This is a genomic window from Xylanibacter oryzae DSM 17970 (assembly GCF_000585355.1).
GTDB classification, from domain to species: Bacteria; Bacteroidota; Bacteroidia; order Bacteroidales; family Bacteroidaceae; genus Prevotella; species Prevotella oryzae.
Genome location: NZ_KK073873.1, coordinates 374023 through 389940, shown reverse-complemented (window position 1 = coordinate 389940; position 15918 = coordinate 374023). Strand labels below are relative to the sequence as shown.

Genomic DNA, 15918 nt, shown 5'->3' with positions numbered 1-15918 from the left:
TAATAGTTATATGATTTCATAGTACACGATACCATGCGCCGTGCAAAGTTAAAAAATAATTTTAGATTCTACCGTTTTCGGTTAAAAATTATTCAGATGGCAGTAGGTTGAGCTTTCTTTATAGGCAATTATTATCAAATCTGTTTCTAATCTGCTGAAGACTATAGCGAAGAAATCAACTGTTTTATTTTTGCTTCTTCGATCTTCAATTGATATTGGAAATTAATGAGTCGGGTTAACGACTCCATGTAGTTCTCTTGTGCCTGGTGAACTTCGAGCGATGTGGTCTGACCTAACTTTAATCTACTAAGAGAGATCTCCAGGTTCTCTTTAGCCAACAGGTCGTTATCTCTCTCAATGGCCAACAAATCCTGTTGCGTCTTAAAGTCTTTATAGGCATTCTGAAGTTCGATGCTGACTTGTAACTTGGCATCGTCTAAATTGTATTGGGCTGACAGCAATTGCATCTTTGCCACGGATACCTTTCTCTTCGTCTCTCCAAAATTATATATCGGTACAGAAAGCGTTCCGCCTATCTGGAATCCATGCGAATTGTTGTTAAGCATGGTTCCTTCTGAATAATGCAGCTGAGATAAAGAATATCCGCTTTGCAGGTTTAACGTAGGATAATATCCCTTTTGAGTCTCTTTTAAGGCTAATTTGGCTATATCGATTTGTTTCTTATAAGATAGGATATCGGCATTAGATGACTCTATTCTTAAAAGCAACTCGTTTATATCAGGTACTTTCGACTCGGGTATCGAATCTGCCACATCAAACTCTTGCTTAGCATCTTGGGCAAGAACATTATTCAAGGCTTTTTGGGCTTCGCTTATCGCGTATTTCTGATTAATGGCACTCTCGGTAGCTACATTCAGATCTATTTGCGCCTGTAAAAGTTCGGTCTTAACTATCTGACCTGAGGCGTAGCCGGTCTTTGCTATAAGTACTCTCTGCTTGTTATAGTTCATGACCTCATTCATTGACTTCAGCTCCTGTTTCTGTCTTACGATGTCATAGTATGCAGCTATCACATTGTAGGTGACCTCCATCACCTTTGACCGGAACTGCAGTTCGCCCAACGATTGTATTTCAGCAAGTTTATTCTTGGTGATAAACATTTTACCACCGTCGTACAAGGTCCATGAAAGTTGAACGTTGGCACCTAAATTCGTGCTGGATTGCGACGAGAAACTGTTTGTAACACCGGTAGAGAGTTTCTGATAAACATTATTAAGGCCATACGTCCCCGTGCCATTCATATTGATTGTAGGTAGCATACCGGCATTGCCCCTCGTGTTGTTGACTCTGTCAATATCAGCGTCATTGCGTGCAACCAATATATCAAAATTACTTTTTAAGGCCAGGTCGACAGCCTCGTCCAAGGTCAGCATCTTCTGAGCCTGAACGTTTGCCGACAGTATGGCAATGAATGATAATATCCAAATCTTTTTCATTTCTTATTTTTACTTGATAAAACGATATAGGTTACAGGGATTATAAACAATGTAAGTATCAAGGAGAAGAGCAATCCGCCTACGACGACAGTACCCAAAGGGGCCCTGCTTTGCGCTCCTGACCCGAGAGACAAGGCTATCGGCATACAACCGAAGAAGGTTGCTAACGAGGTCATGACGATAGGACGGAATCTGGCTGAAGCTGCTTCGAAGGCTGCTACCCTTCTGTTTAATCCCTGCTTACGTTTCTGATTGGCAAATTCAACGATGAGGATTCCGTTTTTGGTGACTATACCAATAAGCATGATCATACCTATCTCGGAGAAGATGTTTAACGTCTGACCGCATATCCACAACGAAAGCATGGCGCCTGCTATAGCCATAGGCACTGTAAGCATGATGATCAATGGATCGCGGAAACTCTCAAACTGTGCGGATAATATCAAATAGATTAACAGCAACGCCAAAATCAGAGCGAATGATATATTGGAACTGCTCTCGGCAAAGTCTCTCGAAGATCCTGCCAAATCGGTATTAAAGGAATTGTCAAGCAACTTGCTCGATATTCTTTTCATTTCGTTGATTCCTTCTCCCAAGGTACGTCCGTTTGCTAAATTGGCCGAGATAGTAGCCGATTTATAACGATTATAATGGTATAAGATTGGTGGACTGCTATTCTCGTCTGCCCTGACAAGATTGTCTAACTGTATCATTTCTCCTGATTTGGACCGTACATACAGTGATTTTATATCGGCAGGTTTGCTACGATCTTCTCTGTCTACCTGACCTATCACGTAATACTGCTTATTATTAATTAAGAAATAGCCATATCTGCCTCCGCTATACGCGAGGTCTAAGGTGTTGGAAATATCTTTCTCGTTTACGCCCAGACTATTAGCTTTCAAGCGGTCGACAGTGATATTTATTTCAGGTTTATTGAATTTCAAGTCAACATCAACGTTGCTGAATACAGGACTATTCTGAGCCTCGTCCATAAATTTAGGCAATATCTTATGCAATTTATCAAAATCCAGGTTTTGTATTACAAACTGAACAGGAAGTCCCTTGGATGCCGATGTTGTAATCGTGGGTTCCTGACTTGGTATGATTCTGCCATCTGGGATAGTGGAATAAATCGCCGATAACTTGTCGTAAAGTTTCTGTTGAGATGCTTTTCTGTTAGAAGGATCATCAAGAAAGGCAGTGACATTTCCTGCGTTGGCACTAGAGTTGACGGCATACCTTGCGAGTACATATTTCACGCCGGGAATAGAATCCATATTGATCTGTGCTACTTTATCTATCAACTTTTGATTGTAGAGATATTCTGTACCTTCGGGAGCTGTAATAGACGTCCTTATATAACTATGGTCTTCAAGAGGTGCCAATTCGGACTTCAACGCTCTCGACAATGAGAAGATGATAACAATACAAATGCCAAGGATGGAAAATGCTATCCATCGATTTTTGATAAAGAAACTTAGGATTTTCCTGTATTTATTCTCCATACCGACAAAGAACGGCTCTGATGCTTCATAGAATTTGGAATGATGTGAAGACGATCCTCCCAAAAAGACATTCAGCACAGGGGTTAATGTCAGTGAAACAACCGCAGATATCAATACTGCACTTGCAACGACAATACCGAACTCACGAAACAGGCGACCGGTAAATCCCTGAAGGAAAATGACAGGTATGAAGACAATGGCCAATGTCATCGAAGTAGAAATTACCGCAAAGAAGATTTCGCGTGTCCCTTCGAATGCTGCTTTCCACTTATCCATACCTTTCTCTATACGCTTAAAGATATTCTCGGTCACAACGATGCCATCGTCAACCACCAGACCTGTAGCCAGCACTATTCCGAGCAAACTTAAGACATTGATAGAGAATCCGAAGACATACATCACAAAGAAGGTGCCTATAAGCGACACCGGAATATCAAGCAAGGGGCGTAAGGCAATTATCCAGTTTCTAAAGAACAAGAAGATGATAAGCACTACCAGGAAGATAGATATAACGAGCGTTTCTACAACATCTTTTACCGACTGCCTTACAAATAAAGACTTGTCGCGGGCAACATTCAGTTCTACGCCTTTAGGCATCGTCTTTTTAATTTGAGCCAATCGCTTATTGAATTCGTTGGCTATTTGAATATCATTTGCACCCGGTAGAGGTATCAGGTTGAGCATCACACCGGTTTCGCCATTTACCTTTGAACCGGATTCTTCATCCTGAGGTCCCATCGACGCTTCGCCGATGTCACTAAGGCGGACAACCTGATTATCACTTTGCTTGATAATAAGATTATTAAAGTCGGCCTCGGTTGTCAACCTTCCGTGAGTCTTGAGGAGCATTTCAGTTGCATTTCCACGTATTTTGCCGGCAGGCATTTCTACATTTTCGTTAGAAAGGGCCGTATTGATGTCAGAAGCCGTAATACCGTATGCAGCCATTTTTTCGGGCTTGAACCACAGACGCATGGAGGGTCTTTGCTGTCCGTAAATAGATACAGAACTTACCCCCGGAATGGTTTGCAGTTTCTCTTGTAATATGTTTTCGGTGTAGTCACTCAGTTGGATAGGACTCATTCTAGTGCTTTTCACCGAAAGCATGATGATCGGGTCGGCATCCGCATCAGCCTTTGTCACAGTAGGTTGGGCATCTATATCCTGAGGCAGGGTCTTAGTAGCCTGAGACACCTTGTCGCGCACATCATTGGCCGCTTTTTCGAGGTCTGTGCCCAGATTAAATTCAACGGTTATGGTGCTTGCGCCTATTGTGGATCTTGAAGATATTGACTTTACTCCTTCTATGCCATTGATAGATTTCTCAAGAGGTTCTGTAATCTGTGATTCGATTATTCCTGAATTTGCTCCCGAATATGACGTCTGTACAGTTATGATAGGAGGATCTATCGCCGGATATAATCTTACCCCAAGGAAGTTGAACCCCACTACACCCATTAATATAATTATAAGGCTTAAAACAACTGACGCTACAGGCCTTTTTAAAGCAATATCCGAAATAATCATTATTGTTTATTTATTAATTGATGAATAGATAATTTTTGATCCCTCTTTCAAGAACATTAAGCCCGAAGTCATGATTGTGTCGCCCGGTTCCAGACCTTCGGTGACTTCTATTTTAGACGATTCGCGGATTCCTGTCTTAATATTAACGAAATGAGCTTTGCCTTGGCGTGCAATGATGACAGAGTTATCTTCTTCGGCAGGAATAATAGACTGAGTAGGTATCATCAGCGCCCTTGTATTTTCACCAAGTTTCAGTTTTACATTGGCAAACGCACCCGGTACAAGTTCTTTGCCTGAGGTGTTGATGATTGCCCTGACCTTCAGATTACGCGTCATATTATCAATGCCATGTTCGGTAGCTATGACCTTAGCATAATATAATTTATCATTATTCGACATTGTGAATGACACCCTCATCCCGACAGTAATCAGCGCGCTGTATTTTTCGGGAACAAAGAAGTCAAGTTTTATTTTTTGGTTCGTTCTGATGGTGGCAAGCAAGGTGGATGGACTGACGATTGCTCCAACGCTTACATTTCTCAGTCCAATAGTGCCATCGAATGGAGCTCTCACCTCTGTCTTACGTATCAAAGCTCTCTCTTCGGCAATATCGGCACTTATAGAATTGAGCTGTAACACAGTTTGTTCATAATCGTTCTGACTGATTCCATTGACCTTGAGAAGTTTTGACTGCCGTCTATAAATGCTTTTCTGGATAGCCAACTGCGCTTTCAATTTAGACAGCGCTGCTTTCAGATCATCATCGTATAGTTTGATTAGCAACGTGCCCTTTTTCACGAATTTACCCTCAGGCAAATTTACCATGACTACCCTTCCCGACATCTCATTTTTAAGATCCACTTCATCGTAGGCTGCAAGCGAACCTGTAACTGTGATATCAGAGGTAAGCAATGAGGGTGTAACCACAAAAGCATCAACCTTCTTATTAGTTTTCTCCTTTTTTTCTTTGTCTCCTTTTGGCTTTGTAAATCCTACCTTAATGAAAAGGACCGTTAAGAGTAGTAATGCAATAGCTATTATGATATTTGTCTTTTTCATTCTCCTATTTCATCTTTTAGACATAAAATATTCTTCTTAATTAAATATAGAGTGGAATACAACTCATCAATTTTTTCGGGTGGTATTCCTTTAAATGCAATTTCTGACAAATCACCAATAGTCTTTTCAATATAAGGTATGGCTTCGCGTCCGCTATCAGTAATGTGCAGTTTGTATTCGCGTCTGTCTTTGGGATTTTGTATTCTTTCTACATAACCATTTCCTGACAGATAATCAATAATGCGTACAACTTGTACTTTGTCAATGCACAGTTCTTCGGCAAGATCCTGCTGTGTAAGTTCGTTGTTTCCATTGTTAATTAATAATAGAGGATAAAAAGAACGCTCGATATTAAGACTTGCCAATCTCTTTTTGAGTGTTCCAAAGAAAATCTTGCTTATCCGTCCTGTTATACGTCCAATAGGTTCTCTCGGCAGTTTTTTTTCTTTTGCGACCATTTTATATTTTATTTTTATAGAATGCACAAATATAGTTATTCTTGTTAATAGTAAACAATATCAACTATTAATTTGCATATAGATTAACTTATATTGTACTAAGGACCAATATTTTATACATTTTATACTAATGCGAGTGATAAAACATGAAGATAGACAACTATCTATCTCAGCAAGACTCAGAGTATAAACGTAAAAAACGGTAGGCATGGCCTACCGCTTACATACAGCTAAAAGAGTATGTGTAATATAGTGTCTGAAAAACTATGTATTAAAAGTAACAACAAAGCGGCTGCCTTCTCCCGGTTTGCTATCCACACGGATTGTGCCACCATGAGCCTCAACAAAGTCCTTGGATATTGAAAGACCAAGTCCACTGCCTTGCACTTTTGTGCCCGGTACTCTGAAATAACGGTCGAAGATGGTTTTGTGATAACGTGGATCTATTCCCTTACCGAAGTCCTGCACAAATATCTCTACTTTCTTGTCTAACTGTCTTGCACCAATTATCACACGAGCATTCTCTGATGAATAATGTATCGCATTAGACAGTAAATTGGTGATCACCCATGCTATCTTCTCGCTGTCGACAAAGATTTTGGAGATCTTATCTTCAGGATAGTCAACCTCTATATTGCAATTCCAATGCTCGGCCAGTACCCTTGTGGCATTTATTGCATAATCTATCAGTTCTATAGGTTTTGTTATCTTCGGATTCAGGTGTAATACACCGGCTTCTACCTGAGTCATCTTAAGCAGTTCGCCTGTGATGCTAAGCAGTCTGTCGCTGTTATCCTGAATATTCTGTGCCAACTCTTTCTGTTCGCCATTCATATTGCCTACCCGTTCATCTTCCAACAGTTTAAGACTCATAAGAATAGCTGATATAGGCGTCTTCAATTCGTGTGATATCACTGATATGAAATTGGTCTTGGCATCATCTCGCATCTTAAACTTGGTGACATCGCTAAGCAGTACTACTGTGCCTGAATTTTTGGAGAGAGGCAGGTAATGTACTTCATAATAACACTCTTTATTATCAGAATAGATCTTTAACGGACTGTCATTATCCTTATCCTTATTATCATCATTATCTTTCTCCTTATCATCATCACTATCTTTTTTATCACTACCTTTTTCCATACCTCTAATCAGTCTCCTCAGCAAATCGTTAGACAATGACAGATCCAGTGCAGACTTATCAATAAGTTTTTCGGTAGGAATATTCAGAATCTGAGTAACAGCAGTATTGGCAAACAAGATATCCTTTTTATCACTAAGTCCCAAAATAGGTTCTTTTATCGCATTTATTACTGTTTCCAGATACTGCTTTGTGGATATAATACGAGACATACTGCTCTCTTGAAACACAGACAGTTCTTTGGCCATATTATTAAACGACTTCGCAACATCGGTAAATTCAGAATTCGGACCAAAATCTAAACGCTTATCGTATTTATGGTTAGATATTTCTATGATTCCCTCAAGAAGTGCCTTTATAGGTGATGTAAACATCTTCGGAAATCTGAGTAGCATAAATATTGCTATCAGAGTACTGACCAAAGACAACAAGATGGTGTAGAACAATACGCTTTGAGCACTGTCGACAGCTTTTTCAGACTTCCGCTGGATAGCATCGGTATTTAGTTTGATGATACTGTTTATTGTACTTTCCAATCTGAGTCTGCTGCCCGCATCCTTTACTTTCAGAAATAAGTCATAATCATGAATCAATTGTTTTGTGGTCTGTTTCTCATTCCACTCCGTCTCATTATGTTTCTGAAGGTTCATGTTCTTTACAAACAAATTCATGGCAGCAGTAGAGTCGCTGTCGTAAATGCTTATTGCCTTCAACATATTCTGAGAATACATCACAGAATTATAATTATCTTTAAGGATATTCTCTGTATTTAATTTTATCATCTGTATTGACCGAGATGCAAAAATACCAAGACTGGCTATGACAATCAGCAATATACCGATAGAGAATGCTATTTTGTTCTTTGTTTTCATAACTATGATAATATTATTAAATCGATATTAGACTTTGACAGGGCATCAAAAAGATGCCGGTAGCGTAATGCAGAGAACATCAACGACCAGATACTAAGTTTGGGTTTGCCAACGCATACAGAACTAATATGATACTTATCGCAAACCTCTACTATACCAGTGATAATATCAGATGCCTCATATTGTATTATCTCTGCGCCCAAATCTATAGCCATAATAAAATTGTTGATGAGATGACGTTGTTTAGCAAGACTTATCTTATCATTACTGTATTGTGGCGTGCGGACATAAAGGACAAGAAACTTTGCATTATCACCCGAAGATAGTCGGGCTACCTTACGTATTAATTGCTTAGCCCTGACATCATCTGTACCTATACAGCATAAGAATTGCTTCTGAATGCTATTGCCATTATTACAAACCTCTGTTTCAACCTTTTTTGATACGCTCAATGCAACTTCTCGAAGAGCAAGTTCTCTCAATTGCAGGATATGCTCGGGGGTAAAGAAATGATTAAGAGCATTCTCAATATTTGCCTCTTTATAGATCTTACCACTCTTAAGCCGCTCAATAAGTTCTTCAGAGGTCAAGTCTAAATTGACAACTTCGTCTGCAGTCTGTAACACCTGATCAGGAATACGTTCTGTAACCTCAATGCCAACAATAGTCTTGACATCCTCATTAAGACTCTCTATATGCTGTATGTTGACAGCAGATATAACATTAATCCCTGCATCAAGTAGTTCCATTACATCTTGCCATCTTTTCTCATTGCGACAACCTTCAACATTGGTATGTGCCAACTCGTCTACAATAACAAGCTCAGGATGAACTCGCAAAATGGTGTCTACATCCATTTCTTCCAGTTCTTTACCTTTATAGAATATCTTTTTAGGAGGTATTATAGGCAAACCTTTCAGAAGTTTCTCGGTATCAACTCTTCCATGTGTTTCGACAAAACCTATCTGAACATCAATGCCGTCTTTAAGCATGTCTTTTGCATCGCGTAACATACGGCAGGTCTTCCCTACACCTGCAATCATGCCGATATAGATTTTGAATTTCCCTCGTTTTGATTTCTGTATCAAATTAAGGAAATAATGTGCATCGTTTATTCTTTCGTTCATATCTGTTACTGTTTGCAAATATGCATATTATAATAACTGCAATGATACTAATTCGTTATTTTTTTACCTCAGTCTTATTAACGATTAGTTTGTCTAAAGCAATGTTCATTTTAAGGACATTGACTTTTTCTGTCCCAAAAATTCCCAACAAAGGCTTTTCAATAGACTTGTCTACAACCTCCTTAACTAATGTCTCGCTACATCCACGGGCCATCGCAATACGCCTTACCTGTATATAAGCCGATTCCGGGGATATGTCAGGATCAAGTCCTGAACCGCTCGCAGTAACCATTTCGGCAGGAATATCTTTGCGTTTAAGATAAGGATGGTGCTTAAGAAATACTGTTATACGTTTGTCTACTTCTTTAAGATAAGCACTATTCATAGGTCCTTTATTACTGCCACTCGATTTGGTGGCATCATATCCATTGCCTGCACAAGAAGGACGGCCCCAAAAATAGATATCTTTGGTAAATGACTGTCCTACATTTGTAGCTCCTACCACCTTGCCATTAAGCTGTGATACAGCTACATTACCTTTATTGGGTCCTGCCACTCTTGCGAATATCCACAACACAAGTATATATGATACAGCTAAGAAGATGCAGAATACCAAAGTGAACCTTATTGATTTAATAAATGTCTTCATTTTTTTAATCTTTTAGAAAAATAAACCTATAAACATATCTAATATCTTAATACCTATAAACGGTACAATAACGCCACCAAGACCATATATTAAAAGATTTCTCCTTAATAATGCGGATGCGCCGATAGGCTTGTAACTGACGCCCTTAAGGGCCAATGGTATTAAAATAGGTATTATAAGTGCATTAAATATTATTGCCGAAAGAATCGCACTCTCAGGTGAGTGAAGCCTCATTATGTTAATCGCCGAAAGTGATGGGATGGATAACATGAAGAGGGCCGGAACTATTGCAAAATATTTTGCTACATCATTGGCAATAGAAAAAGTGGTCAAGGTACCACGGGTCATCAGCAATTGTTTGCCTATCTCGACTATCTCTATCAATTTTGTAGGATCGTTGTCCAGGTCAACCATATTACCTGCCTCTTTTGCTGCCTGAGTACCACTATTCATTGCTACGCCTACATTAGCCTGAGCCAGAGCCGGAGCATCGTTTGTGCCATCACCCATCATAGCGACCAACTTACCAGACATTTGTTCTTTCTTTATATATTCCATCTTATCTTCAGGCTTTGCCTCTGCGATGAAATCGTCGACACCGGCAATATTTGCTATGTATTCAGCTGTAAGAGGATTATCACCTGTTACCATTACTGTCTTTACGCCCATTTTTCTCAAGCGCTCGAAACGTTCATGAATGCCCGGTTTTATAATATCCTGCAACTCAATTACGCCTGCTACACTTTTGTTTACGCAAACCACCAAAGGAGTACCACCATTGCCGGAAATCTGTACGATAAGGTTTTCTGTCTCTTTGGGAAATTCATTACCTGCCGACTCTACAATTTTGCGGATTGCATCATATGCTCCTTTTCTTATTTCAGTACCATCTTTTAGATTTACTCCTGATGATCTTGTTTCAGCAGTAAAATTGATAAGGACATCTCCTGAATTGATTACCTTTACATTCTTAACTCCGGATTTTGAACCTAGTTCAACAATAGATTTGCCCTCGGGGGTCGAATCTGATACAGAAGACTGCATGCAAGCAGTTACAAAAGTCTCATTTGTTACTCCGGGTGCAGGATAAAACTTTGTTGCTTTTCTATTGCCAATAGTAATAGTACCGGTCTTGTCTAACAGCAGAGTATCAACATCACCTGCAGTTTCTACAGCTTTGCCTGATTTTGTTATTACATTCGCTCTCAATGCACGGTCCATTCCGGCTATACCGATAGCAGAAAGTAAACCACCTATCGTTGTTGGAATCAGACATACAAAAAGAGAGATAAATGATGCTATCGTAATAACTGTACCAGTATAATCAGCAAATGGTTTGAGAGTAATACAAACAATAATGAATACAAGGGTAAAGGCTGCCAATAGTATAGTAAGGGCAATCTCATTAGGAGTCTTCTGACGTGAAGCACCTTCTACAAGTGATATCATCTTGTCAAGAAAGCTCTCTCCGGGTTGTGTGGTTACTTTTACGCGTATGGTATCAGAAAGGACCCTTGTTCCTCCTGTTACAGAACTTTTATCTCCGCCACTTTCACGTATTACAGGTGCAGATTCTCCTGTTATGGCACTTTCGTCTATTGATGCCAATCCGTCTATAATCTCACCGTCTGAAGGAATGATATCACCAACTGTACATTCAAAGACATCGCCCTTCTTAAGCATGCTACTGCTAACCGTCTTACATTTATTACCTACAATCAGTTTTGCAGGAGTTTCTTCACGTGTTTTCCTCAGACTGTCGGCCTGTGCTTTACCTCTTGCCTCAGCTATAGCTTCTGCGAAATTAGCAAAGAGCAATGTTACAAACAGTGTAATAAAAACTAGTGTATTATATATAAAAGAACCCTGCGAAGTGCTATATAATGAATAAATAGAGACGAATAACATGATGATAGTGCTAACCTCTACTGTAAACATTATAGGATTCTTTATCATAATTGCAGGATTAAGTTTAGCAAAAGACTGCTTCAAACTATCTATAACCTGTTGTTTTTGAAACAAGGATGTTGCTTGTCTTTTCATATCTTTATATTTTTAATTAATGATATATTATAGAGTCAATGTTTCGGCAATCGTGCTAAGGGCATGTACCGGGAAGAATGACAATGCTGCAACAATGAATATAACGGCAAAGGTCATAATTCCAAATGTTACGGTATCTGTCTTAAGTGTACCGGCACTCTCCGGTACAAACTTTTTATTGGCCAGTAAACCTGCGATAGCCACCTGACCGATTATTGGCAGATAACGTCCTAACAGAAGTATTATTCCACAAGAATAGTTCCAGAACCGTGTATTGTCGCCAAGACCTTCAAATCCCGAACCATTATTTGCCGCAGAAGAGGTATACTCGTACAGCATTTCGCTAAGGCCATGATAACCTGAGTTATTAAGCCATCCACCTTCACCGGCAACAAATGCAGGTGCATGCACAAACAGGTATGTAGCTATTGCAGTACCTGTTAGAATAATAAAAGGATGGAGTAATGCTATCATTGATGCAATTTTCATCTCACGAGCCTCAACCTTCTTGCCAAGCAATTCGGGCGTACGACCCACCATAAGTCCACTTATGAATACTGCTATTATCATGAATGTAAAATAATTCATCCAACCTACTCCTACTCCACCAAACCATGTATTGATCTGCATATTAAGCATTTCTACAAGACCTGATAATGGCATCATCGAGTCGTGCATGCCATTTACCGAACCATTGGATGTTGCTGTCGTGGCTACACTCCACAAAGCAGTAGAGGCACTACCAAGCCTGACCTCCTTGCCCTCCATCGCACCATGACTCTGATTTATCCCCAGCGATGCTATTCTCGGGTTACCGTTAGTCTCTTCATGCACATTTACAGCAACTCCGATAAGAAACGCAGTAAGCATCACACCAAATATACAGTAGCCTAGTTTTTTCTTCTCTATATAAAATCCAAATGCAAAAACCATTGCCATTGGTATAAGAAGAATAGAACAGCATTCTACAATATTGGTAAGATAAGTAGGATTTTCCAGTGGATGAGCTGAATTGGCACCAAAATATCCACCACCATTTGTACCCAACTGTTTTATTGCAATGATAGCAGCTGCAGGTCCTTGTGATACGGCCTGCGCATTACCCTCTATAGTATTTATCATCATTTTACCGTCAAAGCCCATTGGTGTTCCTTGAAGAATAAGTATGAAACCTACTATCAATGAAAGCGGCAAAAGAATCCTAGTACAACTAAGAACCAGATAATGCCAGAAGTTACCTATTGTCTTAGTGGTTTTGGCAGCAAGTGCTTTCATAATACCTGCCATTGCAGCCATACCTGTAGCAGCTGTAATAAACTGGAACAGCATAACGACAGACAACTGTGTGAAATAAGTAAGTCCGCTTTCACCACTATAATGTTGTAAATCACAGTTTACGAGGAAACTTATGGATGTATTAAAAGCCTGATGACAAGTCTGACCAATATTACCATCCGGATTCAAAGGCAATACTCCTTGTGCCATAAGAAGGATAATACCCCAAAAGAACCAGAATAAGTTAACAGTCAATAATGTACGCAAGAACTGTTTCCAATTCATTTCAATATCAGGATCTATTCCTGAAAGTTTGTACATGAACTTTTCTACCGGTTTCATAAAATCCAATATGGTATGTTCACCTTTATAAACTTTAGCTATGTATTTTCCCAATGGATAACTAAGAGCCACCATGAGAACAATCTGAACAATAACTCCCCAAATTTCCGTATTCATAATCACAAATATTTTAGAATTTTTCAGGCTTTATAAGAACATAGAGCAAATAGCCGAAAATTATCAACCCTATTATAAATAAAACTGTATACATTTTTATAACCTCCTATAATATTAAATTTTTTCAAACCAGTTAATGCATCTGTAAAATATCAGAAAACACACTAATACGCTGACTATGCATATTAAGAATTCTATTGAAATGAAATTCATACTTTTAAATTTTAAAATTGTTATTATATTAAATCATGCAATTACCTTATTCCTATAATACCAATAACGTGCCAAAAAAACGCACATATTTGTATTACGCTTATATTAAGCAAAATACAGATATAACATAAATATGAAAAAAATTTCACCTTTTCATTTTGAAAGGGTGAAATTTTCAAAATGGTATGAATCTAAACTATAATTGATTATGATATACCGTATTCTTCTATCTTTCTATAAAGAGTAGTCAGTCCTATTTTCAACAAGCGTGACGCTTCCGTCTTATTTCCCTTGGTATATTGAAGGACTCTGGTTATGTGTCTTTTCTCCATCTGAGCCAATTCAAACTCAGTATGAGTTTCTTCTTTTTTAGTTTGCATTTCTATCGGCAAATCTTGTAAAGTAAGGTCTTCATTACCAACAATAATACTCCGTTCTATAACATTGCGCAATTCACGAATATTCCCTTTCCACTTAAATGATTTCAAGGCATTAAGGTATTCAGGAGTCATTGTTACAATTTTCTTCCCTGACTTACTCTTAAAATAATTTATAAAATGTTGAGCAAGCGGTTCAATGTCTTCTGTCCGCTCGCGTAATGGTGGCAAGGGTATTTGAAATACAGATAATCTGTAGTATAGATCCTCACGGAAATTCTGCTGTTCTATTTCATGGGTTAGATTACGATTGGTGGCAGAGATTATCCTAACATCTACTTTTGTGGTCTGGGTATCCCCCAGCATTATATACTCGCCTGTTTCTAAAACGCGCAATAACTTTGCCTGCAACTCAAATGCCATTTCTCCTATTTCATCTAAAAACAGAGTTCCTTTATCCGCCATCTGAAAGAGTCCTTTCTTCTCTTTCATAGCTCCTGTAAACGCCCCGGCCTTAAAACCAAACAGTTCACTTTCGAGCAGATCTTTACTGAATGCCGAACAGTTAATAGCCACAAATGGTTTTCCACTTCGCTTGCTTCCATTGTGTATCGCCTGTGCAAAGACTTCCTTACCTGTGCCAGTCTCACCATTAAGAAGTATACTTACGTCTGTTGTTGAAGCCTTTTGGGCTAATGAGATAGCCTGTTGTATGCTTTTAGAATTTCCACAGATGCTATCAAATGTATATTGTCCATTTACTTGAAGAGTTTTAGTTGTATCAGTTTTACCTTTCGCCTCTTCCATAGCACGGTTGATGAGTGGAATTATTTTATTGTTATCATCACCCTTGGTTATATAATCAAAAGCTCCATTTTTTATGGCCTGTACACCGTCATGAATATTTCCATGGGCAGTAAGTAATATCACTTCTGTTTCAGGATTAGACTTCTTTATGGTCTTTACAAAATCCACGCCGTTTCCATCCGGTAAGAAGACATCACATAAAGTAACTTGAGGATTATGAAGCCTTAACTGCTTCATTGCCGAATTGCAATCAGCAGCCTGTAAGACCTCATAACCCTCTAGTTCTATTATACGAGACAAAAGTCTGCGTATCTGTTGTTCATCATCTATAATAAGTACACTGTCCATTTGATATAAACTTAATTGAATACAAAGGTATACAAATTTGGCTAAGAATTATAACAGACAATGAATTATTATATACGACAAGCAGCTGTTATTAATATATTTGCTCTATTTAGACATCCAGTGTCCGTGCAAATTGCAATATTCACGAGCTTTAACGTCTGTTGCATCAGTCATGAAAGTAGCAGTAGGCTTATCACCCGGTTTCAGATATTTACGATACACTCTATCTTCTGTTATCAATTCAATCCACATGATATAATGTTCTTCCATCATAGGATGCTCAACAGCACCAACTGTTACTTTATATCCACCGTGTATTTTCTCAATGATAGGAACATGTTTCTCTAAAGCAGCATCTTTAGTGTTCTCTTCCAAAAGTTCCATAGGCTGACCGCAACATGATAGTGTACCTCCTGCTGGATTAACCACCTCTACGATGTTTCCGCAAATATTACAGCGGTAAACTTGTTTTTGCTTTGTCATAATCGTAATGCTTTAAATTAGTATTTTGGGTTAGTATCTAACATATAATATTATCTTGAAACTTATCTCTTTATAACAAGACAGTAATTATAACAATCGCAAATATATGAATTCT

Annotated in this window: 12 protein-coding genes; all 12 read right to left on the bottom strand. The window is 38.7% G+C overall.

The annotated features are described in order from the left end of the window. Positions 1–161: 161 nt before the first annotated feature. Entirely contained in the window at positions 162–1457 is a 1296-nt protein-coding gene (locus XYLOR_RS01445) for a TolC family protein (protein WP_036876331.1), read from the bottom strand. Then, positions 1454–4492, bottom strand: coding sequence for an efflux RND transporter permease subunit (locus tag XYLOR_RS01440; protein ID WP_036876329.1), 3039 nt, complete (start codon positions 4490–4492; stop codon positions 1454–1456). Before XYLOR_RS01440 ends, XYLOR_RS01445 begins: the two co-directional genes overlap by 4 nt. Positions 4493–4498: 6 nt before the next feature. After that, the gene (locus XYLOR_RS01435; protein WP_051508814.1) at positions 4499–5551 is read right to left on the bottom strand and encodes an efflux RND transporter periplasmic adaptor subunit; all 1053 of its coding nucleotides are present in this window, start codon (positions 5549–5551) and stop codon (positions 4499–4501) included. Beyond that, entirely contained in the window at positions 5548–6009 is a 462-nt protein-coding gene (locus XYLOR_RS13195; protein ID WP_051508813.1) for a MarR family winged helix-turn-helix transcriptional regulator, read from the bottom strand. The genes XYLOR_RS01435 and XYLOR_RS13195 overlap by 4 nt, the downstream gene beginning before the upstream one ends. A gap of 264 nt (positions 6010–6273) precedes the next feature. Next, a complete protein-coding gene (locus XYLOR_RS01425; RefSeq protein WP_036876327.1) occupies positions 6274–8022 on the bottom strand; it encodes a sensor histidine kinase in 1749 nt (582 codons plus the stop codon). Positions 8023–8024: 2 nt separating this feature from the next. After that, positions 8025–9149, bottom strand: a complete 1125-nt coding sequence (locus XYLOR_RS01420; RefSeq protein ID WP_036876325.1) for a histidine kinase — start codon at positions 9147–9149, stop codon at positions 8025–8027. Between the two features lie 55 nt (positions 9150–9204). Then, positions 9205–9798, bottom strand: coding sequence for a K(+)-transporting ATPase subunit C (locus XYLOR_RS01415; protein WP_036876323.1), 594 nt, complete (start codon positions 9796–9798; stop codon positions 9205–9207). 12 nt (positions 9799–9810) lie between these two features. After that, positions 9811–11841 carry a potassium-transporting ATPase subunit KdpB gene (gene kdpB / locus XYLOR_RS01410; protein WP_036876320.1) on the bottom strand — a complete coding sequence of 677 codons (2031 nt, stop codon included), beginning with the start codon at positions 11839–11841 and terminating at the stop codon, positions 9811–9813. A 27-nt stretch (positions 11842–11868) separates the two neighbouring features. Next, entirely contained in the window at positions 11869–13575 is a 1707-nt protein-coding gene (kdpA, locus tag XYLOR_RS01405; protein ID WP_036876318.1) for a potassium-transporting ATPase subunit KdpA, read from the bottom strand. 13 nt (positions 13576–13588) lie between these two features. Next, positions 13589–13669 carry a K(+)-transporting ATPase subunit F gene (gene kdpF / locus XYLOR_RS13520; protein ID WP_084608503.1) on the bottom strand — a complete coding sequence of 27 codons (81 nt, stop codon included), beginning with the start codon at positions 13667–13669 and terminating at the stop codon, positions 13589–13591. A gap of 325 nt (positions 13670–13994) precedes the next feature. Continuing rightward, a complete protein-coding gene (locus tag XYLOR_RS01400; protein ID WP_036876315.1) occupies positions 13995–15320 on the bottom strand; it encodes a sigma-54-dependent transcriptional regulator in 1326 nt (441 codons plus the stop codon). Positions 15321–15425: 105 nt separating this feature from the next. Next, positions 15426–15803 carry a desulfoferrodoxin gene (locus XYLOR_RS01395; protein WP_036876313.1) on the bottom strand — a complete coding sequence of 126 codons (378 nt, stop codon included), beginning with the start codon at positions 15801–15803 and terminating at the stop codon, positions 15426–15428. Between the last annotated feature and the right edge of the window lie 115 nt (positions 15804–15918).

Excerpts from the sequence above, each read along its gene's own strand:
- XYLOR_RS01445 (WP_036876331.1), bottom strand. The coding sequence starts at position 1,457 with ATGAAAAAGATTTGGATATTATCATTCATTGCCATACTGTCGGCAAAC.
- XYLOR_RS01440 (WP_036876329.1), bottom strand. The coding sequence starts at position 4,492 with ATGATTATTTCGGATATTGCTTTAAAAAGGCCTGTAGCGTCAGTTGTT.
- XYLOR_RS01435 (WP_051508814.1), bottom strand. The coding sequence starts at position 5,551 with ATGAAAAAGACAAATATCATAATAGCTATTGCATTACTACTCTTAACG.
- XYLOR_RS13195 (WP_051508813.1), bottom strand. The coding sequence starts at position 6,009 with ATGGTCGCAAAAGAAAAAAAACTGCCGAGAGAACCTATTGGACGTATA.
- XYLOR_RS01425 (WP_036876327.1), bottom strand. The coding sequence starts at position 8,022 with ATGAAAACAAAGAACAAAATAGCATTCTCTATCGGTATATTGCTGATT.
- XYLOR_RS01420 (WP_036876325.1), bottom strand. The coding sequence starts at position 9,149 with ATGAACGAAAGAATAAACGATGCACATTATTTCCTTAATTTGATACAG.
- XYLOR_RS01415 (WP_036876323.1), bottom strand. The coding sequence starts at position 9,798 with ATGAAGACATTTATTAAATCAATAAGGTTCACTTTGGTATTCTGCATC.
- kdpB (WP_036876320.1), bottom strand. The coding sequence starts at position 11,841 with ATGAAAAGACAAGCAACATCCTTGTTTCAAAAACAACAGGTTATAGAT.
- kdpA (WP_036876318.1), bottom strand. The coding sequence starts at position 13,575 with ATGAATACGGAAATTTGGGGAGTTATTGTTCAGATTGTTCTCATGGTG.
- kdpF (WP_084608503.1), bottom strand. The coding sequence starts at position 13,669 with ATGTATACAGTTTTATTTATAATAGGGTTGATAATTTTCGGCTATTTG.
- XYLOR_RS01400 (WP_036876315.1), bottom strand. The coding sequence starts at position 15,320 with ATGGACAGTGTACTTATTATAGATGATGAACAACAGATACGCAGACTT.
- XYLOR_RS01395 (WP_036876313.1), bottom strand. The coding sequence starts at position 15,803 with ATGACAAAGCAAAAACAAGTTTACCGCTGTAATATTTGCGGAAACATC.